The organism is Streptomyces sp. NPDC048416, from assembly GCF_043200435.1.
Lineage (GTDB): Bacteria > Actinomycetota > Actinomycetes > Streptomycetales > Streptomycetaceae > Streptomyces.
Window position 1 is genome coordinate 58,248 of sequence record NZ_JBICXU010000021.1, and the last position, 26,958, is coordinate 85,205.

Sequence of the window (26,958 nt, forward strand, 5' to 3'; positions counted from 1 at the left end):
GGCGGGGGCCTGAATGTGTCATGTTCGGGCCATGAATGTGCGGAACGTGGGATTCCCCCGTCGCGAGCAGGGGTGATTGTCAGTGCCATGGTCCAGCATGGGGACATGGCAGCGGCACGGAGTGCGAAGAAGACGGCGGCTACGGCGGGTGCCCGCAGGGTGGAGGTGCGACTGCCGCCGCTCGCGCCGTTCGGCGCGGGTGAGCTGGAGCCGGAGGGTGACTATGACGGGCTGGAGTTCAGGGATCTCGACCTGGCGCGGCAGCAGGCGCACAGCGCGCGCTTCCTCGACTGCGGCATCTACGGGTGCGTCCTGGACGATACGCGGCTGACCGGAGCCCGCTTCATCGACTCGGTCCTGGCCGGGATCCGCGGCGTGGGTACGGATCTGGCGCGGGCCAACCTGCGGGACGTGGAGGTGCGGGACGTCCGGATGGGCGGCGTGCAGCTGCACGGCGCGGTGCTCGAACGGGTGCTGATCAAGGGCGGGAAGATCGACTATCTGAACCTGCGCGAGGCCGAGCTGCGCGACGTCGTCTTCGACGGCTGTGTCCTGTCCGAGCCCGACTTCGGCGGCGCCAAGCTGACCCGGGTGGAGTTCCGCGGCTGCGAACTGCGCGGGGCGGACTTCACGGGCGTACGGATGACGGACGTCGACCTGCGCGGGGCGACCCTGCTCGACATCGCACGCGGGGTGGAGCGGCTGGCCGGCGCGGTCATCAGCCCGGCCCAACTCCTCGACCTGGCACCGGCGTTCGCGGCGCAGGTAGGGGTGCGCGTGGAGGCGTGAGCCTGCGTGGCTCGGCGCCGTTCTGGGCTTCGCTGGGTTGTCCGGTGCGGGGCTGCGGGGCCGCCTTTGTGCGGTGCGGGCCGGCTCTCCCCTCTGGGGTGGGAGGTCTGTCGTCAGGCGGTCCTGGGGAAGCGGGCCTGGAGGTCCCAGATGATCGGGTTGTGGCCCAGGTCCTCGTGCATGTCGGTCAGATCGGCGATCAGGTCGTGCAGGAAGTCCCTTGTCTCACGCCGCAGTTCGGTGTGCGAGAAGGTGAGGGGCGGCTCGTCGCCGGGCATCCAGTCGGCCTCCACGTCCACCCAGCCGAAGCGGCGCTCGAAGAGCATGCGGTCGGAGGACTCGGTGAAGTCGATCTCGGCGTACTGGGGCTTGGCGGCGCGTGAGCCCAGCGGGTCCCGGTCGAGGAGTTCCACGGTGTCGCAGAGCGCCCACGCGAAGTCGAGCACGGGCACCCATCCCCAGGCTGTGGACACCTCGTGGTCCGCCTTGGTGTCGGCGAGGTAGACGTCCCCGCAGAACAGGTCGTGGCGCAGGGTGTAGACGTCTGCGCGGCGGTAGTCGATGCGGGTGGGGTCGGGGAAGCGGCGGGAGAGGGAGTAGCCGATGTCGAGCACGGGTCGATGGTGTCATGGCTGGGGTTGGCACCCCTTCCGCAGCCCCCTCACGGGGCTCCGCCCCGCACCCCGGGGGCGGCTTGCCCCGGCCCCTGCGCCCTCGGGCCGCCTCCTCCCGGGCTGCGCCCGGCCCCCCGGGGGTGGGGTGACTTTTCGGGTGCGGGTCGTGTGGGGCTGGTCGCGCAGTTCCCCGCGCCCCTTAAGGGCGCCGTTTTTGGGTGCGGGACGTGCTTGGCTGCTCGCGCAGTTCCCCGCGCCCCTGAAGGGCGCCGCCTTTCGGGTGCGGGTCGTGCTTGGTTGCTCGCGCAGTTCCTCGCGCCCCTGGGGGGGGTGCCGTTTTTGGGTGCGGGTCGTGCTTGCTTGCTCGCGCTGCTGTAGGGCGTCGTTTTGGGTGTGGCTTTGTCCTCGTTGGTCGAGGGGGACGGGGAAGCGCGGTTACCGGGCGCCGGTCGTCGGGGCACCCGTAGGATCACAGACGTGGACAAACGACCGGAGCGGCCGACGGCATCGGAGTGGCGGACGGTACGGCGGCGGCGGACGGTACCGCAGGGGGGCCGGGGCCGGTGGGGCGCTCGTGCGCGTCTGGGCGTCGCGCTGTTCACCGTCCTCGCCGTCACGGCCTGCACCGGCGGCGTGAGCGGAACACCCGGCGCCGCCGGCACGCGCGATCCGCTCTTTCCCAAGCTCGGCAACGACGGCTACGACGTCCAGCACTACGGCCTCGACCTCGACTACGACCCGGCGAGCGGGCGCCTCACGGGCGCGGCCACGATCGTGGCTCGGGCCACCAAGGACCTCAGCGCGTTCGACCTCGACTTCGCCGGGATGGACGTGCGGGACGCCACCGTCGACGACGAACCCGCCGCCGTCAACCGGGCGGGCGACGAACTCACCCTGCGCCCCGGCGAGGACCTGACCCAGGGCGAGACGTTCACGGCGCGCGTGCGCTACTCGGGCAGCCCCAAGACCATCACGGACCCCGACGGCTCCCGGGAGGGGTGGTTGAAGTCGCCCGACGGCGGTGTGCTCGCGCTGGGCGAACCGGCCGGCTCCATGGCGTGGTTCCCGTCCAACAACCACCCGCGCGACAAGGCCACGTACGACATCAAGGTGACCGTCCCCGACGGCCTGCAAGCCGTGTCCAACGGGCAGTTGCAGTCCACCGCCCACAACGGCGGGCGCACGACGTTCAGTTGGAAGACCGCGGAGCCCATGGCCACGTATCTGGCGATGGTGGCGATCGGGCCGTACGAGATCGACGACAAGGGGACCACCAAGTCCGGCATCCCGGTGTACAACGCCATCGATCCCGGGGCGAAGGCGAAGACCGCAGAGGCCGTCGCTCAACTGCCGGACATCCTCGACTGGGAGGAGTACAACTTCGGGCCCTACCCGTTCTCCTCCACCGGCGTGATCGTCGCGCCCGCCAAGTCCGCGGCCTATGCCCTGGAGACGCAGAACCGGCCGGTGATGCCGCTCGACCAGTTCGACACCAGCACCCTGGTGCACGAGCTGGCCCACCAGTGGTTCGGTGATTCCGTCACCCCGGCCACCTGGCGCGACATGTGGCTGAACGAAGGATTCGCGCAGTACGCCGAGTGGCTGTGGAGCGAGGACCACGGCGGGGTGAGCGCGCAGCAGCGCTTCGACACGGAGTACGCCAAGGACGAGGACAACGAGATCTGGGCGTTCCCGCCCGCCGCGCCGCCGACCGCGGCCGATGTGTCGGCCCGCCCGGTGTACGTGCGCGGCGCCATGGTCGTGCACAAGATCCGTGAGGCCGTCGGCGACGCCGCTTTCTACCCGCTCCTCCAGGGCTGGCTGCGTGCCCACCGGCACGCCAACGCCTCGACCACGGACTTCACGCGTTTCGTGGACGAGGCGGCGGGCCACCGTCTGTCGACGGTGTGGAGCACCTGGCTCTACGGGGACGGGAAGCCGGACTCGCCGTAAAGGTTCGTCCGAACTTCCCGTAGGGCCGTGGGACCAGGTGGGTTGAGCTCGTGCGGCTAGGCCGTCACTTCACGTTGATGGCGGTCCAGGCGGCCGCCACCGTCTTGTACTCGGTGCTGGTCGCGCCGTACAGGTCGGCCGCCGCCTTCAGGGTCGTGGTGCGCGCGCCCTTGTAGTTGGTGGTCGAGGTCATGTACGTCGAGAGCGCCTTGTACCAGATCTTGTAGGCCTTGACGCGGCCGATTCCGGTGACCTTGGAGCCGTCGTACGTCGGCGAGTTGTAGCTCACCCCGTTGATCGTCTTCGCGCCGCTGCCCTCGGACAGCAGGTAGAAGAAGTGGTTGGCGGGGCCGGACGAGTAGTGCACGTCCTTGTTGCCGACGCCGCTCGACCAGTAGTCCGCCGACCCGCCGTCCTTGCTGGGCTTGTCCATGTAGCGCAGCGGGGTGCCATCACCGTTGATGTCGATCTTCTCGCCGATGAGGTAGTCGCCCTTGTCGGAGGCGTTGTTGGCGTAGAACTCGACCGAGGTGCCGAACATGTCGCTGGTCGCCTCGTTGAGGCCGCCGGACTCCCCGCTGTAGTTCAGCTTGGCGGTCGCGGCGGTCAGGCCGTGGCTCATCTCGTGGCCGGCCACGTCGAGCGCGGTGAGCGGCTTCTTGTTGCCCTCGCCGTCGCCGTACGTCATGCAGAAGCAACTGTCGTCCCAGAACGCGTTGACGTACGCGTTGCCGTAGTGGACGCGGGAGTAGGCGGCCTTGCCGTTGCCGGCGATGCCGTTGCGGCCGAGCTCGGTCTTGTAGAAGTCCCACGTCTCCGCGGCGCCGTAGTGGGCGTCGACGGCGGCGGTCTCGCGGTTGGACGGCGAGCCGTTGCCCCACGTGTCGGTGGACTTGGTGAAGAGCGTGCCCGTGCCGGAGCTGCCGCCCTTCAGGTCGTACGTCTTGTGACCGCCGCGCGAGGCGTCGTTGAGGCTGTAGGTCGAGCCGCTCTTGGTGGTGCCGAGCGTGACCTTGCCGGAGTACTCGCTGGTGCCGGTGCCCGTCTCGATCTCCTCGTGCGAGTAGATCTGGGCGCCGGTGGTGGCGTCGGTGACGACGTCACGGCGGCTGGGCGTGCCGTCGGGCTGGGTGCCGGTGACGGTGCGCTCGTAGGCGAGCACGGGCTTGCCCGAAGCGGCCCAGACGACCTTGCGGGAGCCGGTGGGGGCGGCCTTGAGTGAGGCGGTGGTGGCGACGGCTATCTTCGCGTCGGTCGCCTTGTCGACGCCCTTGAGGGAGCCGTTCTTCGCGGTGTGCACGACGAGGTCGCCGCCGAGGACGGGCATGCCGTCGTAGGTGCGCTCGTAGCGGGTGTGGACCGTGCCGTCGGCGTCCTTGATCACGTCGCGGACGACGAGCTGTTCCTTGGCGCCGAGCCCGATCTGGCGGGCGGCGGAGGGCGCCGCGGCCTGGGCGGAGCTCAGGGCGTCGGCGCGCTGGGCGCTGGTGAGGTCCAGGGCGGTGGCACCGGAGGCGCGGTCGGCGGCACCGGCGGTCGAGCCGGTCTGTACGCCGACGACGACCATGGCGGCGGATGCAGCAAGAGCGGCGGCACGCAGAGTGGTTCGCACTCGGTGGTCTCCTTCACTCGTTCTGTGGGGGCGAGTTGGAGACTGCCAGCCGATGACCACTTCTTGACAGTGACGCGACAAGTATTTGACCTGATCGTGTCCGAATGGGGGTCGCCGGTGTCCGCTCAGCGGCTAATTCAAGCCTTTGGCAAGGGAGTTGGGAGACAGGATGGCAGAAGTGTGTGGTGGTTCCATAGGCACACGTGCACCGGATGTGCACATGCGCCCAACCGGACATGAACGCCGGACGCCCGTGAAGGCGCCGCACGGCGCGAGCGCCGGGCATGTGTGAGGGTGGCCCTTGGCGCGGGCGCCGGGCACTGTGAGGGTGGCCCTGGCGCGGATGCCGGGCACATGTGAAGGTGCCGCACGGCGCCGGCCCCGGGCACACGTGAAGGCGCCCCTGGGCGCGGATGCCGGACGCATGTGATGTGCCCCTGCGCGGACGGCGGGCACACGTGAAGGCCCCCCTGCGCGGACGGCGGACACACGTGGAGGCCCCCTGGCGCGGATGCCGGACGCCCGTGAAGGTGGCCCTGGCGCGGATGCCGGGCGCATGTGAAGGCGCCCCCGGCGCGGACACCGGGCACACGTGAAGGCCCCCCGGCGCGGATGCCGGACGCCCGTGAAGGCCCCCCCAGCGCGTACACCGGGCGCATGTGAAGGCGCCCCCGGCGCGGACACCGGGCACACGTGACAGGTGCCCCCGGCGCGGACACCGGGCACACGGCAAGGCCCCCGGCGTGGACACCGGGCATACGGGAAGGCCCCCTGGCGCGGACACCGGTCGGGCATGAAGGTGCCCCCGGCGCGGACGCCGGGGGCAGCTCACATCGGGGGCGTCAGACGCTGACGCCGAAGTCCTGCGCGATGCCGACGAGGCCCGACGCGTACCCCTGGCCCACGGCGCGGAACTTCCACTCCGCGCCGTTGCGGTACAGCTCGCCGAAGACCATCGCGGTCTCGGTCGCGGCGTCCTCGCTCAGGTCGTAGCGGGCGATCTCGGCGCCGCCGGCCTGGTTGACGATGCGGATGTAGGCGTTGCGCACCTGGCCGAAGTTCTGCGAGCGGGTCTCGGCGTCGTAGATGGAGACCGGGAAGACGATCTTGTCGACGTCGGCCGGAAGGCCGGCGAGGTTGACGTTGATCGCCTCGTCGTCGCCCTCGCCCTGGCCGGTGGTGTTGTCACCGGTGTGGACGATGGTCTGGTCCGGCGTCGACTTGTTGTTGAAGAAGACGAAGTGGCCGTCGGAGTAGACCTTGCCCGTCGTGTTCACGGCGATCGCCGAGGCGTCGAGGTCGAAGTCGGTTCCGGTGGTGGTGCGGACGTCCCAGCCGAGGCCGACCGTGACGGCGGTCAGGCCCGGGGCCTCCTTGGTGAGCGAGACGTTGCCGCCCTTGGACAGGCTTACAGCCATGGGGTGTCCCCTTCATCGTGTTCGTCGTGTGTGCGGGCTTCGAGCCGTCCCGAAGCTACCGTCACTCCCCATAACGTCGGCAGGGGACCGAGAGGTTCCATCCCGCTTTGCTTTCTTTGCCCGGGCCGGATGCGGCGGGATACCGGGCCGGATGCCGGGGGCCCGAGGGCCGGACGCAGCGTGATCCCGGGGCGGACGCCGGACGGTTCCGGGTCGGACGCGGGACGGAGCCCGGGCCGGATACGGCGGGAGCCCGGGCCTGCGGAGGGGAAAAGAGGGTGACGCCGTGCTCCGCAGCCGTCACCATGGATGTCATGTCCGGGCCCTATGTCATCCGCGGCTCCGTCTCCCTCCCGGAGGCCGAGCTGATCTGGCGTTTCTCCAGGTCGTCAGGGCCCGGTGGCCAGCACGTCAACACCAGCGACTCACAGGTGGAGCTCCGCTTCGACCTCGCGAGGACCGAGGCGCTGCCCGAGGTCTGGAAGGCCCGCGCGCTCGACCGGCTCGCGAGCCGGCTCGTGGGCGGCGTCCTTTCCGTACGCGCCTCGGAGCACCGTTCGCAGTGGCGCAACCGCGAGACCGCCGCGGTCCGGCTCGCGTCCCTGCTCGCCGAGGCGACCGCCCCGCCGCCCAGGGCGCGCCGTGCCACGAAGATCCCCCGCGGCATCAATGAGCGCCGCCTGCGGGAGAAGAAGCAGCGCGCCCAGACGAAGAAGGGCCGCTCCGGCCAGGACTGGTAGCCGCAATAACCGGCCGGTATCACCCCAGTTGGCGGTATTTGCCCCGGAAGTACGTCAGCGGGCCGCCCTCGGTGCTGGGCAGACGGGCCGTCAGGACGCGGCCGATCGCCAGTGTGTGGTCGCCCGCCTCGACGCGCTGCTCGGTGCGGCACTCCAGGGTCGCGAGCGCGCCGCCCACCAGCGGGGCGCCGCTCGCCTCGCCCCTGCTGTACGGGATGTCGTCGAACAGCAGGCGGTCGCTGATCCGGCCCTTCATGGCGAACCGGCCCGCGATGTGCCGCTGGCTCTCGGACAGCACCGAGACCGCCCACAGGGGCTGCTCCGCCAGGAGGTCGTCCATCCGTGAGCCGTTGCGCAGCGAGACCAGGACGAGCGGTGGGTCGAGGGACACCGAGAGGAAGGCCGTCGCGGTCATGCCGACGTCTTCGCCGCGGGGTCCGTGGTCGGTGTCGTGCGCGGTCACCAGGACCACGCCCGCGGCCAGCCGGGACATCGCGGCGCGGAACTCGTCATTGCTCACCCCCTCAGGATGAGGGATCGCCGGGGCAAGCGCGGAAAGGGCGGCGGTAAGGGGTGTCTGCAACACAAACGGAACGCTAGTCTCCTGCCACCGCGCACCGCATCGGGCCCTGGGACCAGGCGGGACCTAGGTCTCGCGGCGGACGCCACCTCGCGCCCGGCCGGAGGGGGCCCGTTCCCAGCCGGCTCCCAGTCCGTTCTCAGTTTGCGTTCAGGAAACACAGGGGGCAAAGACGGAAAGAACGGCCAACCCTCCATCATCTGCTGTGACTTGAGTCACAGAACGCACTATTTGTTGACCCTGTGTACCGGCTAGACAGCTCGCTGTGATTCAGTGGCGGGACAGCACGAAAAGGAATGCCGGTCTAAAGCCAGGAGTTGCTGTCGAGGTCTCGGGGAGAGCGAGCAATGGAGACCGAGTCGGAGCCCTACGTCCGTCTTGCGACCCTGAGGCAGCTGCACCAGGTGGTCGGAGAGCTCAACACGGCCCGCAGTCTTGCGGACACGTTGCAGACCGTCGCGGACGGTGTCATCGCCGGGCTCGGCTACGAGCTGGCCTGCGTCAATCTCGTACGCCCCGACGGTGACCTGGTCGTCGCGGCCTTCGCGGGCAACGCCGCCGCCGAAGCCCTGATCACCGGCCGGGTCGGCTCGCGCACGTCGTGGGAGCGGCGCCTGTCGATGGGCGAGGACTGGGACGGGCTGCGCTTCATCCCGCACACCGAGGGCTGGGTGCTCCTGGAGGACGACGTCCCCCAGTGGTACACGGAGGGCCCCGACCCGCGGTTCGCGGACGAGTGGCATCCGCAGGACCGCCTGTACGCCCCGATGTACTCCTCCGGCGGCACCCAGGAACTTCTCGGCGTCATCTCCGTCGACAAGCCCCGCAACGGCCGCAAGCCCGGCGCCTGGGGGCGTGAAGCGCTCCAGATGTATGCGTCGCAGGCCGCGATTGCGATCAGCAACGCACGGCTGCGCGCAAACATGCAGCGCGCCCTGGTCCGCCTTGAGCGCGAGCAGCAGGCCCTGCGCGCCAGTGAGGAGAGCTTCCGGCAGGCCTTCGAGTACGCGCCGTCGGGCATGGCCATCGCCGAGATGGGCGGCGACCAGCACGGCCGCCTCCTGCGTACCAACGACGCGCTGTGCCGGCTGCTCGGGCGGCCCGCGTCCGTGATGCGGCGCTACTCCTTCGCCGACCTCGTGCACCCCGAGGACATAGGGACGCTCCTGCGCACCTCGGCCGAGGGCGGCCGGGCCGAACTGCGGCTCGGGCGGCGCGACGGCACGTACGTGTGGGTGTCGCTGCGCAACTCCGTGGTCGCCGACACCGCCGACGGGCCCCGCTTCCTGCTCACGCACGTCGAGGACATCGAGGACCGCAAGCGCCACGAGCTCCAGCTCGCCCACCGCGCCTCGCACGACGCCCTCACCGGCCTGCCCAACAGCGCCGAACTGCGGGCCAGGCTGTCGGCGCGGCTGTGTCCACGGCCGCACTCGGTCGGCCCCGCGGCCACCGCCGACGCCCTGGACGCGGCGTACGACCGGCTGCCCGCCACCGGTGAGAGCGAGGCGCACGGGCACGCCTTCCGCGCCGACGGCTTCGACTTCGACGCGCTGCCCGGCGGCGGACCCTACGACCACCACGTCCACACCGTGGCCCCCGGCAGTGAGATCGACGACGGTACGAAGGGGCTCGCGGTGCTCTTCTGCGACCTCGACGGCTTCAAGTCGATCAACGACAGGTTCGGCCACCACACCGGCGACGCGGTCCTCATCGAGGTCGCACGCCGGCTCACCACGGGCGTGCGCGACGGCGACACCGTGGCCCGGCTCGGCGGTGACGAATTCGTCGTCCTCGCCGACGGGCTCGGCGCGGCCGACGCCGCCGACCTGGCGGTTCGGCTGCGCAACGCGATCATCCCGCCCATCCGGGTGGACGGCAGAGCCGTCCGCGTCGGGGCCAGTTTCGGCATCGGCTGGGCCAGCTGCGGCATGTCCGTCGAAGAGGTCCTGCGCTCGGCCGACCAGCGGATGTACATCGAGAAGCGGTCGCGTTCCAAGGTCCACCGCCGGGCGGGCTGAACGGAACCGGCACTTTTCACGTGTGGCCGGGGCCAGATCGGGCAGCGGTCCGTTCGGGGTAGGCTCGGCCGGTCGGCGACGGCTGGCGGACAGTGAGGAGTGACCCCGGATGACGACGCCCGGCAACAGCGGCGCGAACACCCCCGAGGACGACGATCCGTTCGGCTACCTGTACGAGGACGGGCAGGCCGCAGGCGCCACCCCGCCCCGCACCGGCGGCGGCTACGGCTACCCGGGTCCGACGGTGGGGCAGCAGCCCGGAGTCCCCAGGACGTCGTACAACCAGGTGCGCACGGTCGGTGAGCGCCAGTACGGACAGATCCCGCAGCAGCAGCACCAAGGCCCCCCGCAGCAGCAGTACCAAGGGCCTGGCCAGCAGCCCCAGGGCCCCGCGCCCCAGCCGTACGGTCAGCCGGCGGCGCAGTACGCGGCGCCCGAGACCTACCCCGGCGGCCCGCCCCGCCAGGGCCCGCCCCCGCAGCAGACCGGCGGCGGCGGCCGAGGCCCCAACACCAAGGGCCTGCTGATCGGCGCGGTCGCCGTGGTCGCGGCGGTCTGCATCGGCATCGGCGTGGCACTGGCCAGCAACAGTGGCAGCAAGGACAAGAAGGACGACACGGCCAAGCCCGGCAGCTCCACGTCCGGGCAGCCCTCGAAGCCGAGCACCGGCCCGACGCCATCGGACTCCGCCCCCGCGGCGCTCCCCAAGGGCGACGCGGCCACGCTGACGCTCGGCGGCTCCGCGCAGGTCGGCACCAATGTGACGGGCGCGCAGGGCACCGGCGGCGCGTTCGTCGGCAACTTCAACAACGTGGGCGCCTCGGTGACCTGGAAGCCCACCGTCCCGAAGGCCGGCTCGTACAAGCTGAACCTGCGCTACGGCGTGCCGGGCGCCGACGCGAACGCGACGATAACGCTCAACGGCAAGCCCGAGTCGCGCCCGATGAACATGAGGAACTTCGCGCACTCGCCGGCCGGTGACTGGGCCAAGGGCTGGCAGAGCACCTACGCCCTGGTGCAGCTGGACAAGGGCGTCAACGAGATCAAGCTGTCCTGCGAGCAGGGCAACCAGTGCAACGCCAACATCGACCAGTTCTGGCTGACGCCCGCCTCCTCCTGAACCACCCCGCGGAACCTGCTCGGTTCAGTGCGCGTGCTCCGTCACCCGCACCGAGCCGAGCATTTTCTCGTACGCCGCCGCGTCGAACTCGCCCGCCGCGGGCGCCAGTACGGTCGCCGCGGACAGGGCCACCGCGCGGGTCAGGCGGCCCGGCCAGTCCAGGCCGTCGACCAGGCCCGACAGCAGACCGGCCACCGCCGAATCGCCCGCGCCCGTCGGATTGCCGCGGACCGCGGCCGGCGGGGCTGCCCGCCACAGGCCGTCGGGGGACGCGGCGAGCAGGCCCTCGGCGCCGAGCGAGGCGACCACCGTGCGGGCCCCGCGCCTGCGCGCGTCCCGCGCCGCCCGCAGCGGCTCGCGCGAACCCGTCAGCTGGGCCAGCTCGTCCGCGTTGGGCTTGACCAGATCGGGCCGGGCCGCGATGCCGCGCCGCAGCGCCTCGCCGCTGGTGTCCAGGAGCACCGGCACCTTCGCGGTACGGGCCTGGCGCACCAGCTGGGCGTACGCACCGACGGGGATGCCCGGCGGCAGGCTGCCGCACAGGGCCACCGCGTCGGCGCCCTCCAGCAGCCGTGCGTACGTGGCGAGGAAGGCGTCCCACTCGGCGGGCGATACGAGCGGGCCCGGCTCGTTGAACTGGGTCGTGTCGCCGGTGGCCGCGTCCACCACGGCCAGCGTGCGACGGGTGGCGCCCCCGATGGGGACGAGCTCGTCGACGGGCGCGTCCTTGGCGAGCAGCGCGCGCAGCACCTCGCCGCTCGGGCCGCCGACGAACCCGGTCACCACCGCCCGGTGGCCCAGCGCGGCCAGCACCCGGGCCACGTTCAGGCCCTTGCCGCCGGGACGCTCGATGACCTCGTCGGCGCGATGACTCGCGTGCGGTACGAGGGCGGGGACGCGGTGGGTGATGTCGAGTGCGGTGTTCAGCGTGACGGTCAGAATCACGGGGTGATCATGCCAAACGCAGGGCGGCGCGCCCAGCCCCCGGGCCCGCCGCCCTTACGGACGGCCCGCGCCCCCGGCCGGGCCGAGCTGCGGCTCGACCACCCAACTGCCCTTGCGCAGCACGCCCTTGACGGCGAAGTCGGCGTCCAGGACCACCAGGTCGGCGTCCTTGCCGGGTTCGAGCGAGCCGACCTTGTCGTCGAGGCCGAGCAGCCGGGCCGGGTTGGCGCAGAGCGCCCGCACGGTGTCCTCGACGGACAGCCGGTCGACGGTCACCGACCGCCGGAACGCGCGGTCCAGGGTGAGGGTGGACCCCGCGATGGAGCCGCCCTCCACCAGCCGCGCCACGCCCTCCTTGACCTCGACCGCCAGCGGCCCCAGGTGGTAGAGACCGTCGCCGAATCCGGCCGCGTCCATGGCGTCGGTGATGAACGCGACCCGGTCCGCGCCCTTGTGCCGGAAGGCGAGTTCGAGGGCGGCGGGGTGCAGATGCGTACCGTCGTTGATCAGCTCGACGGTGACCCGGTCGTCCTCAAGGAGGGCCGCGATCGGGCCCGGCTCGCGGTGGCCGAGCGGGGGCATCGCGTTGAAGAGGTGGGTCGCGACGGTGGCGCCGGCGTCGATCGCCGCCACCGTCTGCTCGTACGAGGCGTCGGTGTGGCCGATGGCCGCGACGACGCCGTGCTCGGCGAGCAGCCGTACGGAGTCGAGACCGCCGGGCAGCTCGGTGGCCAGGGTGACCATTTTGGCGGTGCCGCGCGCGGCGTCCATCAGCTTGCGGACCTCGGCCGGGTCCGGGTGGCGCAGCAGGCTCTCGCTGTGCGCGCCCTTGCGGCAGGGCGAGATGAAGGGGCCCTCGAAGTGGATGCCGGCCAGGTCGCCCTGCTCGACGAGCTCGGACAGCAGCCCGGCGCGCTGCGCGAGCACGTCCATCTCGCCGGTGACGGTCGAGGCGACCAGAGTGGTGGTGCCGTGCAGCCGGTGGGTGTGCACACCCTTGAGTACGTCCTCGACCGTGCCGTTGCTGAAGGACGCGCCGCCGCCGCCGTGGTTGTGCATGTCGACGAAGCCGGGCACCACCCAGTGGCCCGACAGGTCCAGGGAGGGCGCATCGGCCGGGGCGGACCCGGAGATGGCGGTGCCGTCGACGATCACGCGTCCGTTCTCGACGACCCCGGTCGGCAGGACGACACGGGCGCCCGAGAGAACTTTCGATGCGGCCATCAGGCGGTTACCTCACTGGAGTCGGTGGCGGATCCGCGGCCCACGGCGGGACGGGTGGTGGGGTCCTGAGCGGCGGCGACGAGGTCCCAGGCGAGCAGGCCCGCGCCCAGGCACCCCGCGGTGTCACCGAGGGCCGCCGGGACGATCTCGGGCAGCTTCTGGAACGTCACGCGCTCCTCGACGGCCGCCCTGAGCGGTACGAACAAGGTTTCCCCGGCTTCGGCGAGTCCGCCACCGATGATCAGCACCCGGGGGTCGAGCAGGGTGAGCGCGGTGACCAGGCCGTCGGCGAGCGCGTCGATCGCGTCGTGCCAGACGGCGAGCGCCCGGGGGTCGCCGGATTCGACGGCCTTGGCGCAGTCGGCGGCGTCCGCGGCCGGGTCGCCGCTCGCCTCGGCCCAGGCCAGCGAGACCGCCGACGCGGAGGCGAGCCGTTCGAGGCAGCCCCGCTGGCCGCACGGGCAGGCGACACCGCCGGGGCGTACCACGATGTGGCCGATCTCCCCGGCGAAGCCGTGCGCGCCCGGCTCGACGCGGCCGTCGATGCCGATGGCGCCCGCGATGCCGGTGCCGAGCGGCACGAAGAGGAAGCGGTCGGCGCCGTTGCCCGCCCCGATGCGGCCCTCGGCGAGCCCGCCGGTGCGCACATCGTGGCCGAGCGCGACCGGCACGCCGCGCAGCCGCTCGCTGAGCAGCCGGCGCATGGGTACGTCGCGCCAGCCCAGGTTGGCGGAGTACGAGGCGATGCCGTTCTCGGCGTCGACGATGCCGGGCACGGCGACGCCGGCCGCGACGGCGCTCTCGCCCAGGTGCTTCTCGCCGTACGCCCGCAGCTCCGCGGCGAAGTCGAGGATCGACTCGACGACGGCATCGGGGCCGCGCTCCCTGCCGGTCGACCTGCGCGCCTGGTGGAGGAGCGCGGGGGGCCCGGGGGGCCTGTCCCCGGACAGCGCGGCCTGCGCCCCGACGAGGGCGGCTTTCATCCCGGTGCCGCCCACATCCAGGGCGATGACGTGTCTCACGGGGACAGTCTCGCGCCAACACCCACTAAAGGTCTAGTCCACTCGCCGGGGGAAAGAGAAAGCGCTTTCTCGGTCGAAAGTTTCCCAATGTACCCTTGCACCGGCTGTTGCGGAAGCGATATGCGACCGATGTAGACCTCAAACCCCCGATTGAGGGAACATCGCAGCTCGAACACAGGATGTCGCGGGGGACCGACTGGATCCGCGAGGATCACAACGAGGGTGGGATAGCGCGTGCGCAGGCGCTTCTTCGGCTTGACCGCGGCACTGGCCGCATTCGGCATGACGGCAGTGCTCTCGGAATGCGGCGGCGGGAGCGGTTCCGGTGACGTCACCCTCAAGCTGGTGGCCGCCGACTACGACATAGCCGGCGGCAACACCACGAAGACGTACTGGCACAACGTCGTCGGGGCCTTCGAGAAGAAGAACCCGGGCATCAAGGTCGACGTCCAGATCTTCTCCTGGGACGTCGTCGACGCCAAGGTCGCCGACATGGTCAAGGCGGGCCATGCCCCCGACATCGCCCAGATCGGCGCGTACTCCGACTACGCGGCGACCGGCAAGCTCTACAGCGCCGACCAGCTGCTCTCCATCCCCGTCGAGGCCAACTTCCTCGCACCGCTCGCCGACGCGGGCAACGTCCGGCGCGTCCAGTACGGCATGCCGTTCGTGGCCTCCACGCGCCTGCTCTTCTACAACCAGACGCTGTTCGACCAGGCGCACATCAAGCCGCCCACCACATGGGCCGAGCTCGCGTCCGACGCCAAGGCGCTCAAGTCGAAGGGCGTGAAGACCCCCTTCGCGCTGCCGCTCGGCAGCGAGGAGGCGCAGGCCGAGACCATGATGTGGATGCTCAGCGGCAACGGCGGCTACACCAACACGGTCGATGGCTACGACATCGACTCGCCCGAGAACATCCAGACCTTCGAGTGGCTGAAGGCGAACCTCGTCGAGCCCGAGCTGACCGGCCCCGTCGCGCCCGGCAAGCTCAACCGGCAGGACGCGTTCGACGCGTTCGCGAAGGGCGAGGTCGGCATGCTCAACGGCCACCCGTCCTTGATGGAGGCGGCCGAGAAGAAGGGCATCAAGGTCGGCAAGGTCCCGCTGCCCGGCCAGAACGGCCAGGCCAAGGCGACGATGGGTGTCGCCGACTGGATCATGGGCTTCAAGCAGGGCGGGCACCGGGCGCAGATCGGGAAGTTCCTCGACTTCACGTTCTCCGACCAGAACGTGCTCCAGTTCGCCGACCAGTACGACCTGCTGCCGTCCACGGTGTCGGCGTCCTCGGCGATGGCGGCCGACTCCAAGCACCAGGACCTCAAGCCGTTCCTGGCCGCGCTGCCCACGTCCGAGCTGCCCCCGGTGGGCAAGACGTCGTGGCCGAAGGTGAGCGAGACGGTGAAGAAGAAGATCGGCTCGGCGGTGGCACCCGGGGGCTCGCCGAGGGCGGTCCTCCAGGACATCGCGAAGGTGGCGACGGACGCGGACAACGCGGAGTAGTTCCGACGGCGGAACCGAACGACCCTGGCCCAGCCCCAACTCCCCGGGCCTGCGCCCCGGCCCGGCCCCAACCCCCTCGGGGCTGCGCCCCGGCCCGCGTGCGGGGACTGCGCCCCCGGGCCCCCGCCTCGGGGCTGCGCCCCGGAGTTCGTTCACGCTTCAGGGGGCCATGATGGCGGGCTGAAAATGCCATTCCGGCCGACGCCAGTACCGCCAGGGGCGCGGGGAACTGCGCGCCCGGCCACGCACGATCCGCAGCGGAACGCGATGGCGAGCGACGGGTGAGGGCCGTGCTCGTTGCGGCCCCGGCCGACGCCAGTGCCGCCAGGGGCGCGGGGAACTGCGCGCCCGGCCACGCATGATCCGCAGCGGAACGCGATGGCGGCCGACGAGTGAGGGCCGTGTTCGTTGCGGCCCCGGCCGACGCCAGTACCGCCAGGGGCGCGGGGAACTGCGCGCCCGGCCACGCACGGCCCCGCAGCCGAACGCAGGGTTTGAGGGGCGCGGGGAACTGCGCGAGCAACCCCGCACGGCCCCGCAGCCGAACGGAACCCAGTCCCACCCGGACCCAGTCCCACCCCGGCCGAGGTCAAAGCCCATCCCACCCCCGGAGGGTCCAGGTGGGGAAGCTACCGTGGCCGCATGACAGACGACGGCGGCGACGACAACGGCCTGGACGACCGCGCGCAAGCCGTCCTGCGGACGGAGGGTCGCTCCTGGCCCACCCCCGGCGCCAAGGAACGCGTCATCCGGGAGGAGCTGGGAATGTCCCCCACGCGCTACTACCAGCTGCTCAACACCCTGCTGGACGACGCCCGGGCCCTCGCCCACGACCCCGTGACGGTCAACCGCCTGCGCCGCCTCCGCGAGGCACAGCGCGCCCGCCGCTGACCGGCACGCCCCCGCCTCCGCGAGGCACAGCGCGCCCGCCGCTGACCGGCACGCCCCCGCCTCCGCGAGGCACAGCGCCCCCGCCGCTGACCGGCACGCCCCCGGCGCCGGAAGCCCGGCAAGGCCGACGCTGACCGGCACGCCCCCCACCCACCCCGATAGGCTCAACCGCATGGGAAGCCAACCGGAACCGGAACCCCTGCCGACCCCCGTCACCCAGGCCGGCCGCGACGGCCTCGCCGCGATCGTCGCGCGCCCCGAGCGAGCCGTCGTCGCGCTGGATTTCGACGGCACGCTCGCCCAGATCGTCGCCGACCCCGAACAGGCTAGAGCCCACCCCGACGCCGTGCCCGCGCTCGCCGCGCTCGCCCCGCACGTGGCGTCCGTCGCCGTCGTCACCGGCCGCCCGGCCGGCGTCGCGGTCCGCTACGGCGGCTTCGCGGGCGTGCCCGGCCTGGAACACCTGGTGGTCCTTGGCCATTACGGCGCCGAACGCTGGGACGCGGTCACCGGCACCGTCCGCACCCCCGACCCCCACCCGGGCGTAGCCGCGGCCCGCGCGGAACTCCCCGGTGTCCTCGACACGCACGGCGCCTGGCGCGGCACCTGGATCGAGGAGAAGGGCCAAGCCGTTGCGGTCCACACCCGTCGGGCCAGCGACCCAGAGGCGGCGTACGAGGCACTGCGCGCACCGCTCGCCGACCTGGCGACCCGCCACGGCCTCGTCCTCGAACCCGGCCGTATGGTCCTGGAGTTGAGGCCGCCCGGCATGGACAAGGGCGTGGCGCTGGCGGCGTACGTACGCGAGGTGGGCGCCGAGGCCGTTCTGTACGCGGGTGACGACCTGGGCGACCTGCCCGCGTTCGCCGCCGTCGAAAAACTGCGCTCCGACGGCGTGCCGGGCCTCCTGGTGGCCGCGGACACCGTCATGCCCGAACTGGCCGAAAGGGCCGACCTGGTGCTGGACGGCCCGGCGTCGGTGACCGCGTTCCTGAGGGACTTGGCAGCACGCATGTAACAACCCGGCGGCCGGCGGCCCCGGAGGCGCGACCCCGCCCCCGGGCCCCGCAGGGCCTGGCCCCAGCACCCGGCCCAAGCCCCGGCAGGGCCAGACCCGGGCGTCCGGCCAAAGCCACAGCCCAGCCCAGCCCAGCCCCGCCCCGCCCCGCCCCGCAGGGACTAGAGGGTGTCCGGCGTCTCCAGCCGCTCCAGCGCCTCCAACTGATCGAGGAACCACCGTCGCGGCGGCAGCGCCGTACCCGCCGCGGCCAGCCGCTTCGTGCGTTCCGCCCGCTCGTCCTCGGCCATGGAGAGCCCCGCGTGCAGCGCGTCCGCCGTACCCGTGACGTCGTACGGGTTCACGACCAGCGCGTCCCCGCCCAGCTCCTCGTACGCCCCCGCCTCGCGCGACAGCACCAGCACGCACCCCGCGTCCGACACCACCGGCACCTCCTTGGCGACGAGGTTCATGCCGTCCCGTACGGGGTTGACCAGGGCGACGTCCGCGAGCCGGTACGCCGCGAGGGAGCGGGCGAAGTCGTCCTGGACGTGCAGCACGACCGGAGTCCAACTCTCCGTCCCGTACGCCGCGTTGATGTCCTCGGCGACCCGGGCGACCTGAGCCGTGTAGTCCCGGTACACCGCCAGGTCCTGCCGCGAGGGGTAGGCGAAGGCGACGTGCACGACCCGCTCGCGCCACTCGGGGCGCGTGTCCAGCAGGTGCCGGTAGGCGTGCAGGCCGCGCACGATGTTCTTGGACAGCTCGGTGCGGTCGACCCGCACGATCGCCTTGCGGCCCGCCCCGATCTGCTCGCGCAGCGCGACCATCCGCTCCTCGACGTCGCCCTGGTGCGCGCGCTCCCGCAGGAAGTCGCCGTCCGCGCCCAGCGGGTGCACCGCGATGTCCGTCGTCCGGGTGGGCCCGCCGCTCGTCCCGTGCCGGAAACGGCGCCGGCCGTCGCCGTGCGGGGTGATCAGGTCCGCCTCGCCCTCCAGTATGAGCACCACCGCGTCCGCGAACGCCGATGCCCACCGCCAGGTGAGGAACCCGAGCCGGTCCGCCCCGAGCATCCCGCGCAGCAACTGGCGCGCGATGTCGTCCGGGAGCATCCGGAAGTAGTCCGCAGGCGCCCACGGCGTGTGCGAGAAGTGCCCGATGCGCAGGTCGGGGCGGAGCTCACGGAGCATGCCGGGGACCAGCGCCAGGTGGTAGTCCTGCACCAGGACGCGCGCCCCGTCCGCCGCCTCCGCCGCCAGCGCCTCGGCGAAGGCCCGGTTGTACGCCTCGTAGGACGCCCACTGCCGCCGGAACTCCGCGTCGAAGACCGGTTCGAGCGGCGTCTGGTACAGCATGTGCTGGACGAACCACAGCACCGAGTTCGCGATGCCGTTGTACGCGTCGGCGAATACGTCCGCCTCGATGTCCAGCATCCGGACGCCCTGCTCGCCCACGCCCCGCCGCACCGCCTCGCGGTCGCCCTCGCCGAGCGCCGCGCACACCCACACCGAGTCCACGTCGGAGCCGATCGCGCTGAGCCCGGAGACGAGGCCGCCGCCGCCCCGCCTGGATTCGAGCGAGCCGTCCTCGTTGAGGACGTACGAGACGGGGCCGCGGTTGGACGCGACGAGGACCTGAGCCCGGGGGGATGTGTGCGCGGTGACCATGATGCGGAACCTAGCCCGCCCCGCAATACCTCAAACACCCGTACGCCCGACCCCATGGACGGGATCGAGCCACCCCTCTGGACCGGTTACGCCGCCCGGTGCACCTGGTACTCCTCGATCTCCCGCATCGGGGGCCGCTCCTCGGTGTCCACCGCGTACGTGCGCGGCACGAAGCCGTGCTCGCCGCGTTCGAACTGGGTCAGCTCGGGGCGTACGAGGTGGCCGCGGGACAGCCGCAGCTGGGCGGTGCGGTAGATCGCGGCGGCCATCCGGCCGAGCGCCTGGCCGTCCTGGTGGCGGTGCTTGCGTACGCCCACGTCGACCTGGGCCAGCGCGTCGAGCCCCACCGTGTGCAGCGCGTCGACGAGGAGCGCGAGCTCGACCCCGTATCCGACGGGGAAGGGAAGCCGTTCGAGCAGGGCGCGCCTGGCGGCGTACTCCCCGCCCAACGGCTGGACGATTCCGGCCAGTTGGGGCCAGTGGAGGTTGAGCAGCGGGCGCGCCACCAGCTCGGTGACCCGGCCGCCCTGGCCCGCGGCCGTGCCGAGCGGACGGTCGTACATCGCCTTGACGAAGTCCACGTCCGGGTCGGTCAGGAGCGGCCCCACGATGCCGGAGACGAACGTCGCGTCGAAGTCCTTGAGGTCGGCGTCGACAAAACACACCACGTCGCCGCTGGTCACAAGGAGCGAGCGCCACAGCACCTCGCCCTTGCCGGGCAGCGCGGGCAGCGCAGGCAGGATCGCGTCGCGGTGCACGACCCGGGCCCCGGCGGCGGCCGCGACCTCGGCCGTACGGTCGGTGGAGCCGGAGTCGACGACCACCAGTTCGTCGACGAGCGGCACGGAAGCGGTCATCAGCTCCCGCCGGACCGTGGCCACGATCTCGCCGACCGTGGCCTCCTCGTCGAGCGCGGGCAGCACCACGCTGACGGTCGTTCCCGTACGGTGTTTCGCGGCCAGCATCCGCTCCAGCGGCCGCTCGGCCGCGGACCAGGAACGCCTGCTCAGCCAGCGTTCCACCTCTTCCAGCACGGTCGTCGGCCTCCTTGTGTGATCCATCTCGCGGTTCGGACGACTATCTCAAGCGTCCAGGGCTTCGGTTACAGTCTTGAACAACGCGAGGGACCGTCGCATGCCGGGGGTCCCCACGCCGACAATCGAATACCGCTCATCCAGAGGGGCAGAGGGAAACGGCCCGTTGAAGCCCCGGCAACCCTCCAGTCGGTTCTCGTCGATCACGTACGCACGTCGATCAAGACACGAGGCCACCGGCTAGGGAAGGTGCCAAATCCGTCTCATGGCGAAGTTCGCCCTGAGGAAGATGAGGAGAAAGGGCCTCCCTCCATGTCTGCACAGACTGCCGAAAGCCGCACCACCGCCGAGACCACTTCCGGCACCCCTTCCACGACCTCTTCCGGTACTGCTTCCGGCACCCCGGTCGATCTCGGTCCGGCGTCCGCGCTTTCCTGCCGCGAGTGCGGCCAGCGTTTCGAACTTGGCCCGATCTTCGCCTGTGAACTGTGTTTCGGACCGCTCGAAGTGGCTTATGACCTGCCGCTCGGCGACCCCGAGGCGCTGCGCAAGCAGATCGAGGCCGGTCCCGAGAACATCTGGCGTTACGCGCCGCTGCTGCCCGTCCCCGCCGACGTGGCCGACAAGCCGAACCTGAACCCCGGCTTCACCAAGCTCGTCAAGGCCGAGAACCTGGCGCGCGAACTGGGCGTCGAGCCCGGCAAGCTGTTCGTCAAGGACGATTCCGGCAACCCGACGCACTCCTTCAAGGACCGCGTCGTCGCCCAGGCCCTTGAGGCCGCCCGCGCCTTCGGCTTCACCACGCTCTCCTGCTCCTCCACCGGAAACCTCGCCGGCGCGGTCGGCGCCGCCGCCGCGCGGGCCGGCTTCCGCTCCTGTGTGTTCATCCCGCACGACCTGGAGCAGGGCAAGGTCGTCATGGCCGCGGTGTACGGCGGCGAGCTCGTCGGCATCGAGGGCAACTACGACGACGTGAACCGCTTCTGCTCCGAGCTCATCGGCGACCCGCTGGGCGAGGGCTGGGGCTTCGTCAACGTCAACCTGCGTCCGTACTACGGCGAGGGTTCCAAGACGCTGGCGTACGAGATCTGCGAGCAGCTCGGCTGGCAGCTGCCCGACCAGCTGGTCATCCCGATCGCCTCGGGCTCGCAACTCACCAAGATCGACAAGGGCCTTCAGGAGCTCATCAAGCTCGGCCTGGTCGAGGACAAGCCGTACAAGATCTTCGGCGCCCAGGCCGAGGGCTGCTCCCCGGTGTCGACGGCCTTCAAGGCCGGGCACGACGTCGTACGCCCGCAGAAGCCGGACACCATCGCCAAGTCGCTCGCCATCGGCAACCCGGCGGACGGCCCGTACGTCCTGGACATCGCGCGCCGAACCGGCGGTGCGGTGGAGGACGTCAACGACGAGCAGATCGTCGACGCCATCAAGCTGCTCGCCCGCACCGAGGGCATCTTTGCGGAGACCGCGGGCGGCGTGACCGTCGGCGTCACCCGCAAGCTCATCGAGGCCGGCCTCCTCGACCCGTCGCTCACCACGGTCGTGCTCAACACCGGTGACGGACTGAAAACCCTGGACGCGGTGGCCGCCACGTCCCAGGCGACGGCAACCATCCGCCCGAGCCTGGACGCCTTCCGCGACGCGGGCCTGGCCCACTGAGTCCTTGCCGGACGACGGCGAGGCTGAGGCGGGCCTGGCCCGCTGAGCCTCTGCCGACTGGCGGCCGGGCGGCCCGGGTCCGGCTCGGCGCGGGTCCGGCTCGCTGCGCCCGTGCCGCTTGACGGCGCGGGTACCGGCCTGCCGGGCCGCTGTCGGTGACGATGCGGGTGACCGCCGACCGGCCACCGACCGCCCGCCGACCGGCCGCTGACCCGTCTTGCCGACGACGCGCCGGAGCCCCGACGCCTGGCGCGCCGCCCGGACCACTGCTGAACGATCGACTAGGAGTACCGAACCATGAGCGTGAACGTCCGCATCCCCACGATCCTCCGCACCTACACCGGCGGCAAGGCCGAGGTCACGGCCGACGGCGCGACCCTCGCCGAGGTCATCGCCGACCTGGAGAAGAACCACACGGGGATCGCCGCACGCGTCCTGGACGACCAGGGCAAGCTGCGCCGCTTCGTCAACGTGTACGTCAACGACGACGACGTCCGCTTCGAGCAGGGTCTGGAGACGGCGACGCCCGAGGGCGCGGGCGTGTCGATCATCCCGGCGGTCGCCGGCGGCTGAATCAGCGCCTCCGCCAATTCGGAATTGCCCCCTCCACATAAGAAGCGGAGGGGGCAATTCAACATGGTTGAGCGGGGTACAGTTGGGGAAAGCCCCTTCGCTTCGAGTGCCAAGCGCATATGAGAACGCGACAACATGGGGTCAAAGTCTGTGAGCCCTTTGCGCCTTAAGTGCGCTTTGCCCGGCCCGACTTGCCCCGGAATGTTGAATTGATGGCATTCCGTTCCACGAGTGCGCCCGGAATTCTCGTCCGATTGACCTGTTGCAGAGGGCAGTTGGGCAGATACATTCAGCCGCGGTCGACGCGTTCCGGCGCACACCCTCTCCTGTCGGAGGGTGCAGGTCTGACCCGGGTCCGCGAAGTGTGGTCCCGTGCAAGGGCCAGTAATAGGGGAGTTAGGCATGGCTCAGGGCACCGTCAAGTGGTTCAACGCGGAGAAGGGGTACGGCTTCATCGCGGTCGACGGTGGTGCGGATGTTTTCGTCCACTACAGCGCGATCCAGATGGACGGTTACCGCACCCTTGAAGAAGGTCAGCGAGTCGAGTTTGAGATCTCGCAGGGCCAGAAGGGTCCACAGGCGGACATGGTCAAGCTCGCCGTCTGATCTCGGCGCGATCGGCCACCGACGCACTCACGCATGAAGGGGGCTGCCCTAAAGGGTGGCCCCCTTCACGCGTCCCCCGCCCTAGACCCCGCTCGCCCCAGGTCGGCAGCCGGAAACGGACCCAGGGGCGCGGGGAACGGCGCAAGGCTTTTGGGGGCGCGGGGAACTGCGCGACCGGCCACGCACGGTCGGCAGCCGGAAGCGGACCCAGGGGCGCGGGGAACGGCGCAAGGTTTTTTGGGGGCGCGGGGAACTGCGCGACCAGCCACGCACGGTCGGCAGCCGGAAACGGACCCAGGGGCGCGGGGAACGGCGCGAAAAGCGAGCACGGTCCGCAGATGCCGACGGGAGCCGGGCGCGGGGGCGCGGGGGCGGAGCCCACGCCCACCCCGAGGGACCGCGCGACACCGGTAAGTGGAGGGGCCCGGTTCAAGAGACTCGCTTGCACTCGCAGGGGCCGAGTGCTAATCATTGGGCTTAGCACTCTCCGAGTGAGAGTGACAGAACTTGGATCGAGTCAGTGAGGTCCGCAGACCGCGTGGGGCAAGGAACCACAAGGGCTGCAGGCCGTCCGTCGCGGGCACCGGCACGGTCCACGAAGAACGCCACCCCTGTCCGGGAGGACCACTTCACATGGCCAAGATCATCGCGTTCGACGAGGAGGCACGGCGCGGTCTCGAGCGCGGGATGAACCAGCTCGCCGACGCCGTCAAGGTCACCCTCGGCCCCAAGGGCCGCAACGTCGTCCTCGAGAAGAAGTGGGGCGCCCCCACGATCACCAACGATGGTGTTTCCATCGCCAAGGAGATCGAGCTCGAGGACCCGTACGAGAAGATCGGCGCCGAGCTGGTCAAGGAAGTCGCCAAGAAGACGGACGACGTCGCCGGTGACGGAACGACCACCGCGACCGTCCTCGCCCAGGCCCTGGTGCGCGAGGGTCTGCGCAACGTCGCCGCCGGCGCCAACCCGATGGCCCTGAAGCGTGGCATCGAGAAGGCCGTCGAGGCCGTCTCCGCCGCCCTCCTGGAGCAGGCCAAGGACGTGGAGACCAAGGAGCAGATCGCTTCGACGGCCTCCATCTCCGCCGCCGACACCCAGATCGGCGAGCTCATCGCCGAGGCGATGGACAAGGTCGGCAAGGAAGGCGTCATCACCGTCGAGGAGTCGCAGACCTTCGGGCTTGAGCTTGAGCTCACCGAGGGCATGCGCTTCGACAAGGGCTACATCTCGGCGTACTTCGCCACCGACATGGAGCGTATGGAGGCGTCGCTCGACGACCCGTACATCCTGATCGTCAACTCGAAGATCAGCTCCGTCAAGGACCTGCTCCCGCTCCTTGAGAAGGTCATGCAGTCGGGCAAGCCCCTGCTGATCATCGCCGAGGACGTCGAGGGCGAGGCCCTGTCGACCCTGGTCGTCAACAAGATCCGTGGCACCTTCAAGTCCGTCGCCGTCAAGGCTCCGGGCTTCGGCGACCGCCGCAAGGCCATGCTCGGTGACATCGCCATCCTCACGGGCGGCACGGTCATCTCCGAGGAGGTCGGCCTCAAGCTGGAGAACGCCGGTCTCGACCTGCTCGGCCGCGCCCGCAAGGTCGTCATCACCAAGGACGAGACGACGATCGTCGACGGTTCGGGCGACAGCGACCAGGTCCAGGGTCGCGTCAACCAGATCCGCGCCGAGATCGAGAACTCGGACAGCGACTACGACCGCGAGAAGCTGCAGGAGCGCCTGGCGAAGCTCGCCGGCGGTGTTGCGGTCATCAAGGCCGGTGCCGCGACCGAGGTCGAGCTCAAGGAGCGCAAGCACCGCATCGAGGACGCCGTTCGCAACGCGAAGGCGGCCGTCGAGGAGGGCATCGTCGCCGGTGGTGGCGTGGCCCTGCTCCAGGCCTCCGCGGTGTTCGAGAAGCTCGAGCTCGAGGGTGACGAGGCGACCGGCGCCAAGGCCGTGAAGCTCGCCCTGGAGGCTCCGCTCAAGCAGATCGCCGTCAACGGTGGTCTTGAGGGTGGCGTCATCGTCGAGAAGGTGCGCAACCTGCCCGTCGGCCACGGCCTGAACGCCGCGACCGGTGAGTACGTCGACATGATCGCCGAGGGCATCATCGACCCGGCGAAGGTCACGCGCTCCGCGCTCCAGAACGCCGCCTCCATCGCGGCGCTCTTCCTCACCACCGAGGCCGTCATCGCCGACAAGCCGGAGAAGGCCTCTGCGGCCGGCGCTCCGGGCGGCATGCCGGGCGGTGACATGGACTTCTGATCCCGAACGGATCGGTAGCTCCATGTAGGTAGCTGTACGCCGAGGGCGGCACCCCCACCAAAGGGGGTGCCGCCCTCAGGCGTTTCCCGTCCGCCCCCTCCCGTGGGGTTCGGGAAACCGAACGTCGGCCCGGGTGCTGGCACCATGGTGCGCGGTCTTCGCACAGGGTTACGTTGGTGACCGGAGGGGGCGAGCACGGGGGTCGCCCAACGGGATTGATTTCGGGGGCACTTCACTCATGAGCACCACCCAGCTGCGGATCCGCACGTTCGCGGCCGTGACCCTCACCGCGCTCGCGGTGGGCGCGCTCGGCGCCTGCGGTCCACTGGAAGACAAGACGTTCAAGGACGACGCCACTGTCAAGGACACGATCACCGCGGTGCGCATAGACGGAAAGTCGGACGGCTTCCGGGTGCGGGGCAAGCAGGGCGTCACCAAGCCGGTCGTGCACCGCGAGATCACCTACCGAGGCAAGTCCAAGCCGGACGGCCCGACGTACCACGTGGAGAACGGCGTCCTGGTGCTCGGCGGCTGCTCGGGCCAGTGTTCGGTGGACTACACGGTCGACGTCCCCGCCGGCGTCCCGGTCACCGGGTCCACCACGGCGGGCGGGCTGAACTTCTCCTCCGTCGGCTCGGTGAAGGTGTCCGCCGAGGACGGCCGGATTGTGGTGAGCGGCGCGACGGGCCCGGTCGACCTCCGCACCACCAACGGCTCGATCGAGGCGAAGGGCCTGAAGGGCGCGGGCGTCACAGCGCGGGCGTCGAACGGCTCGATCTCCCTCGCTCCGGGCACCGCGCAGGACGTCACCGCCCAGACCGCCAACGGCAGCATTACCGTGACCGCACCGCCCGCCAAGTACCACGTCTCGGCGCAGACCCAGAACGGCAACAAGAAGCTCGGCATACCGGACGACCCGACCGCCGCCCACCACGTGAACCTGACGACGGACAGCGGCGGCATCACCCTTCAGTCCGCGCAGTAGGGCGTTGCGGAAGGTAAGCCACCGGATGCCCCGCGGCCCACGTTGGCCTGTTTCAGTCGCTCTTTGCGACGGGACGACTGTGAACTGCAACTACGCGTAGTTAGAGTTGCGGTTGAGATCGGGGCTGTACGGGGGAGGGCGTTTTGGGAACGAGCGAGAGCGGAGCGGGAACGCAGTCACTGCCTTGGGCGTTCAACGTTGCCGAGGTGGCACAGAAGGCTGCTGGTGACGTCGTCACCGAACTGTCGTCATTCACGACGTTCCAGCAGCGCGTGGACGAACTGATCCGCACCCTCAAGGGTTCCCCGGCGGGCCCGGGGGAGGTGGGTCAGGAACGCCTGGCCCGCGAGCAGTTCGGGGGCGGGGCAGGCGCGTTCACCGAGGCGTCGGGCCTGTTCACCTCGTACGAGACGGTGATCAGCGAACTGGAGAACCTGTCGGCGCTGCTGTCGGACTCCATCGAGGGCATGGGCATCGCGGTGCTGGCCTCGCACAAGGGCTACCAGAACATCGACGCGGACGTCCGCAAGCGGATGGCGGAGATCAGCGTGGAGACCAAGAAGCACTACGGCGGCGACTACGACCCCGGGCACGGGAAGCCCAAGGCCGACCCGAAGTCGTCGGGCGGCGACACCGGAGGGGCGATCTAGTGGGCGCCGGCACGCCCTTCGAGGGCATGAGCCACGAAGCCATGCTGGCCTGGCTCGACCAGGCGAACAGCGGCACGGTACAGGGCGCCGCCGACCGGC

The 26,958-nt window shown here is 70.8% G+C and carries 23 protein-coding genes and 1 riboswitch; of the genes, 14 read left to right on the top strand and 9 right to left on the bottom strand.

Annotation, left to right across the window (positions count from 1 at the left end):
- Positions 1 to 105: 105 nt before the first annotated feature.
- A complete protein-coding gene (locus ACGFW5_RS24110) occupies positions 106 to 789 on the top strand; it encodes a pentapeptide repeat-containing protein (protein ID WP_393836365.1) in 684 nt (227 codons plus the stop codon).
- A 113-nt stretch (positions 790 to 902) separates the two neighbouring features.
- On the opposite strand, the gene ACGFW5_RS24115 is transcribed toward ACGFW5_RS24110, so the two are convergent.
- Positions 903 to 1,403: a hypothetical protein gene (locus ACGFW5_RS24115; RefSeq protein WP_393836366.1), complete on the bottom strand. Its 501-nt coding sequence runs from the start codon at positions 1,401 to 1,403 to the stop codon at positions 903 to 905.
- A gap of 582 nt (positions 1,404 to 1,985) precedes the next feature.
- Here ACGFW5_RS24115 and ACGFW5_RS24120 point away from each other — a divergent pair.
- Positions 1,986 to 3,356, top strand: coding sequence for a M1 family metallopeptidase (locus ACGFW5_RS24120; RefSeq protein ID WP_393836424.1), 1,371 nt, complete (start codon positions 1,986 to 1,988; stop codon positions 3,354 to 3,356).
- A gap of 64 nt (positions 3,357 to 3,420) precedes the next feature.
- Here the strand turns inward: ACGFW5_RS24120 and ACGFW5_RS24125 are convergent, their stop codons facing one another.
- Both ACGFW5_RS24125 and ACGFW5_RS24130 read right to left on the bottom strand, forming a co-directional pair.
- Positions 3,421 to 4,923, bottom strand: coding sequence for a M4 family metallopeptidase (locus ACGFW5_RS24125; protein WP_393836425.1), 1,503 nt, complete (start codon positions 4,921 to 4,923; stop codon positions 3,421 to 3,423).
- 887 nt (positions 4,924 to 5,810) lie between these two features.
- The gene (locus tag ACGFW5_RS24130) at positions 5,811 to 6,386 is read right to left on the bottom strand and encodes a TerD family protein (RefSeq protein WP_328311415.1); all 576 of its coding nucleotides are present in this window, start codon (positions 6,384 to 6,386) and stop codon (positions 5,811 to 5,813) included.
- A 305-nt stretch (positions 6,387 to 6,691) separates the two neighbouring features.
- Here ACGFW5_RS24130 and arfB point away from each other — a divergent pair, with 305 nt between their 5' ends.
- Positions 6,692 to 7,126: an alternative ribosome rescue aminoacyl-tRNA hydrolase ArfB gene (arfB, locus tag ACGFW5_RS24135; RefSeq protein ID WP_393836426.1), complete on the top strand. Its 435-nt coding sequence runs from the start codon at positions 6,692 to 6,694 to the stop codon at positions 7,124 to 7,126.
- Between the two features lie 19 nt (positions 7,127 to 7,145).
- Here arfB and ACGFW5_RS24140 read toward each other — a convergent pair whose 3' ends face one another.
- Positions 7,146 to 7,712 carry a flavin reductase family protein gene (locus ACGFW5_RS24140; RefSeq protein WP_393836367.1) on the bottom strand — a complete coding sequence of 189 codons (567 nt, stop codon included), beginning with the start codon at positions 7,710 to 7,712 and terminating at the stop codon, positions 7,146 to 7,148.
- A 341-nt stretch (positions 7,713 to 8,053) separates the two neighbouring features.
- On the opposite strand from ACGFW5_RS24140, the gene cdgB reads away from it, so the two are divergent.
- Together cdgB and ACGFW5_RS24150 are read left to right on the top strand one after the other, a co-directional pair.
- Positions 8,054 to 9,727: a diguanylate cyclase CdgB gene (gene cdgB / locus ACGFW5_RS24145; protein ID WP_393836368.1), complete on the top strand. Its 1,674-nt coding sequence runs from the start codon at positions 8,054 to 8,056 to the stop codon at positions 9,725 to 9,727.
- Positions 9,728 to 9,836: 109 nt separating this feature from the next.
- Complete coding sequence (locus ACGFW5_RS24150; RefSeq protein ID WP_393836369.1) at positions 9,837 to 10,847, top strand: CBM35 domain-containing protein; 1,011 nt, start codon at positions 9,837 to 9,839, stop codon at positions 10,845 to 10,847.
- Between the two features lie 24 nt (positions 10,848 to 10,871).
- Here ACGFW5_RS24150 and ACGFW5_RS24155 read toward each other — a convergent pair whose 3' ends face one another.
- From ACGFW5_RS24155 to ACGFW5_RS24165, 3 genes are read right to left on the bottom strand one after another with little or no spacing between them, the layout of a single operon-like run.
- Positions 10,872 to 11,792 (bottom strand): 1-phosphofructokinase family hexose kinase, encoded by a 921-nt coding sequence (locus tag ACGFW5_RS24155; protein WP_393836370.1) that lies wholly within the window; start codon positions 11,790 to 11,792, stop codon positions 10,872 to 10,874.
- A gap of 54 nt (positions 11,793 to 11,846) precedes the next feature.
- Positions 11,847 to 13,016, bottom strand: a complete 1,170-nt coding sequence (gene nagA / locus ACGFW5_RS24160) for an N-acetylglucosamine-6-phosphate deacetylase (RefSeq protein ID WP_393836371.1) — start codon at positions 13,014 to 13,016, stop codon at positions 11,847 to 11,849.
- The gene (locus ACGFW5_RS24165; protein WP_393836372.1) at positions 13,016 to 14,038 is read right to left on the bottom strand and encodes an ROK family protein; all 1,023 of its coding nucleotides are present in this window, start codon (positions 14,036 to 14,038) and stop codon (positions 13,016 to 13,018) included. The genes nagA and ACGFW5_RS24165 overlap by 1 nt, the downstream gene beginning before the upstream one ends.
- A 282-nt stretch (positions 14,039 to 14,320) precedes the next feature.
- Between ACGFW5_RS24165 and ACGFW5_RS24170 the strand changes: the two genes are divergently transcribed.
- The 3 genes from ACGFW5_RS24170 (at position 14,321) to otsB (ending at position 17,447) form a co-directional block, all read left to right on the top strand.
- Positions 14,321 to 15,538 (top strand): extracellular solute-binding protein, encoded by a 1,218-nt coding sequence (locus ACGFW5_RS24170; protein ID WP_393836427.1) that lies wholly within the window; start codon positions 14,321 to 14,323, stop codon positions 15,536 to 15,538.
- Between the two features lie 642 nt (positions 15,539 to 16,180).
- Positions 16,181 to 16,429, top strand: coding sequence for a DUF3263 domain-containing protein (locus ACGFW5_RS24175; RefSeq protein ID WP_393836373.1), 249 nt, complete (start codon positions 16,181 to 16,183; stop codon positions 16,427 to 16,429).
- Positions 16,430 to 16,601: 172 nt separating this feature from the next.
- Complete coding sequence (gene otsB, locus ACGFW5_RS24180; RefSeq protein ID WP_393836374.1) at positions 16,602 to 17,447, top strand: trehalose-phosphatase; 846 nt, start codon at positions 16,602 to 16,604, stop codon at positions 17,445 to 17,447.
- 161 nt (positions 17,448 to 17,608) lie between these two features.
- Here otsB and ACGFW5_RS24185 read toward each other — a convergent pair whose 3' ends face one another.
- Both ACGFW5_RS24185 and ACGFW5_RS24190 read right to left on the bottom strand, forming a co-directional pair.
- Positions 17,609 to 19,093, bottom strand: coding sequence for a trehalose-6-phosphate synthase (locus ACGFW5_RS24185; protein WP_393836375.1), 1,485 nt, complete (start codon positions 19,091 to 19,093; stop codon positions 17,609 to 17,611).
- Between the two features lie 86 nt (positions 19,094 to 19,179).
- Positions 19,180 to 20,127: a glucosyl-3-phosphoglycerate synthase gene (locus ACGFW5_RS24190; RefSeq protein WP_393836376.1), complete on the bottom strand. Its 948-nt coding sequence runs from the start codon at positions 20,125 to 20,127 to the stop codon at positions 19,180 to 19,182.
- A 133-nt stretch (positions 20,128 to 20,260) separates the two neighbouring features.
- Positions 20,261 to 20,423: riboswitch (SAM riboswitch) on the top strand.
- Positions 20,424 to 20,439: 16 nt separating this feature from the next.
- Here ACGFW5_RS24190 and thrC point away from each other — a divergent pair.
- The 6 genes from thrC (at position 20,440) to ACGFW5_RS24220 (ending at position 26,859) form a co-directional block, all read left to right on the top strand.
- A complete protein-coding gene (thrC, locus tag ACGFW5_RS24195; protein ID WP_393836377.1) occupies positions 20,440 to 21,786 on the top strand; it encodes a threonine synthase in 1,347 nt (448 codons plus the stop codon).
- Positions 21,787 to 22,083: 297 nt separating this feature from the next.
- A complete protein-coding gene (locus ACGFW5_RS24200) occupies positions 22,084 to 22,359 on the top strand; it encodes a MoaD/ThiS family protein (RefSeq protein ID WP_393836378.1) in 276 nt (91 codons plus the stop codon).
- A 402-nt stretch (positions 22,360 to 22,761) separates the two neighbouring features.
- The gene (locus ACGFW5_RS24205) at positions 22,762 to 22,965 is read left to right on the top strand and encodes a cold-shock protein (RefSeq protein WP_005315736.1); all 204 of its coding nucleotides are present in this window, start codon (positions 22,762 to 22,764) and stop codon (positions 22,963 to 22,965) included.
- Positions 22,966 to 23,598: 633 nt separating this feature from the next.
- On the top strand, positions 23,599 to 25,224 hold the full coding sequence (groL, locus tag ACGFW5_RS24210; RefSeq protein WP_393836379.1) for a chaperonin GroEL: 1,626 nt from the start codon (positions 23,599 to 23,601) through the stop codon (positions 25,222 to 25,224).
- Between the two features lie 238 nt (positions 25,225 to 25,462).
- Positions 25,463 to 26,209 carry a DUF4097 domain-containing protein gene (locus ACGFW5_RS24215; protein WP_393836380.1) on the top strand — a complete coding sequence of 249 codons (747 nt, stop codon included), beginning with the start codon at positions 25,463 to 25,465 and terminating at the stop codon, positions 26,207 to 26,209.
- A gap of 206 nt (positions 26,210 to 26,415) precedes the next feature.
- A complete protein-coding gene (locus tag ACGFW5_RS24220) occupies positions 26,416 to 26,859 on the top strand; it encodes a hypothetical protein (protein WP_393836381.1) in 444 nt (147 codons plus the stop codon).
- Positions 26,860 to 26,958: the final 99 nt, after the last annotated feature.

What these genes read in the sequence shown, in the direction of transcription:
- cdgB (WP_393836368.1), top strand. Translation starts at nt 8,054, where the DNA reads ATGGAGACCGAGTCGGAGCCCTACGTCCGTCTTGCGACCCTGAGGCAG.
- ACGFW5_RS24200 (WP_393836378.1), top strand. Translation starts at nt 22,084, where the DNA reads ATGAGCGTGAACGTCCGCATCCCCACGATCCTCCGCACCTACACCGGC.
- ACGFW5_RS24205 (WP_005315736.1), top strand. Translation starts at nt 22,762, where the DNA reads ATGGCTCAGGGCACCGTCAAGTGGTTCAACGCGGAGAAGGGGTACGGC.
- arfB (WP_393836426.1), top strand. Translation starts at nt 6,692, where the DNA reads ATGGATGTCATGTCCGGGCCCTATGTCATCCGCGGCTCCGTCTCCCTC.
- ACGFW5_RS24215 (WP_393836380.1), top strand. Translation starts at nt 25,463, where the DNA reads ATGAGCACCACCCAGCTGCGGATCCGCACGTTCGCGGCCGTGACCCTC.
- ACGFW5_RS24170 (WP_393836427.1), top strand. Translation starts at nt 14,321, where the DNA reads ATGACGGCAGTGCTCTCGGAATGCGGCGGCGGGAGCGGTTCCGGTGAC.
- otsB (WP_393836374.1), top strand. Translation starts at nt 16,602, where the DNA reads ATGGGAAGCCAACCGGAACCGGAACCCCTGCCGACCCCCGTCACCCAG.
- ACGFW5_RS24175 (WP_393836373.1), top strand. Translation starts at nt 16,181, where the DNA reads ATGACAGACGACGGCGGCGACGACAACGGCCTGGACGACCGCGCGCAA.
- ACGFW5_RS24150 (WP_393836369.1), top strand. Translation starts at nt 9,837, where the DNA reads ATGACGACGCCCGGCAACAGCGGCGCGAACACCCCCGAGGACGACGAT.
- thrC (WP_393836377.1), top strand. Translation starts at nt 20,440, where the DNA reads ATGTCTGCACAGACTGCCGAAAGCCGCACCACCGCCGAGACCACTTCC.
- groL (WP_393836379.1), top strand. Translation starts at nt 23,599, where the DNA reads ATGGCCAAGATCATCGCGTTCGACGAGGAGGCACGGCGCGGTCTCGAG.
- nagA (WP_393836371.1), bottom strand. Translation starts at nt 13,016, where the DNA reads ATGGCCGCATCGAAAGTTCTCTCGGGCGCCCGTGTCGTCCTGCCGACC.
- ACGFW5_RS24110 (WP_393836365.1), top strand. Translation starts at nt 106, where the DNA reads ATGGCAGCGGCACGGAGTGCGAAGAAGACGGCGGCTACGGCGGGTGCC.
- ACGFW5_RS24130 (WP_328311415.1), bottom strand. Translation starts at nt 6,386, where the DNA reads ATGGCTGTAAGCCTGTCCAAGGGCGGCAACGTCTCGCTCACCAAGGAG.
- ACGFW5_RS24125 (WP_393836425.1), bottom strand. Translation starts at nt 4,923, where the DNA reads ATGGTCGTCGTCGGCGTACAGACCGGCTCGACCGCCGGTGCCGCCGAC.
- ACGFW5_RS24185 (WP_393836375.1), bottom strand. Translation starts at nt 19,093, where the DNA reads ATGGTCACCGCGCACACATCCCCCCGGGCTCAGGTCCTCGTCGCGTCC.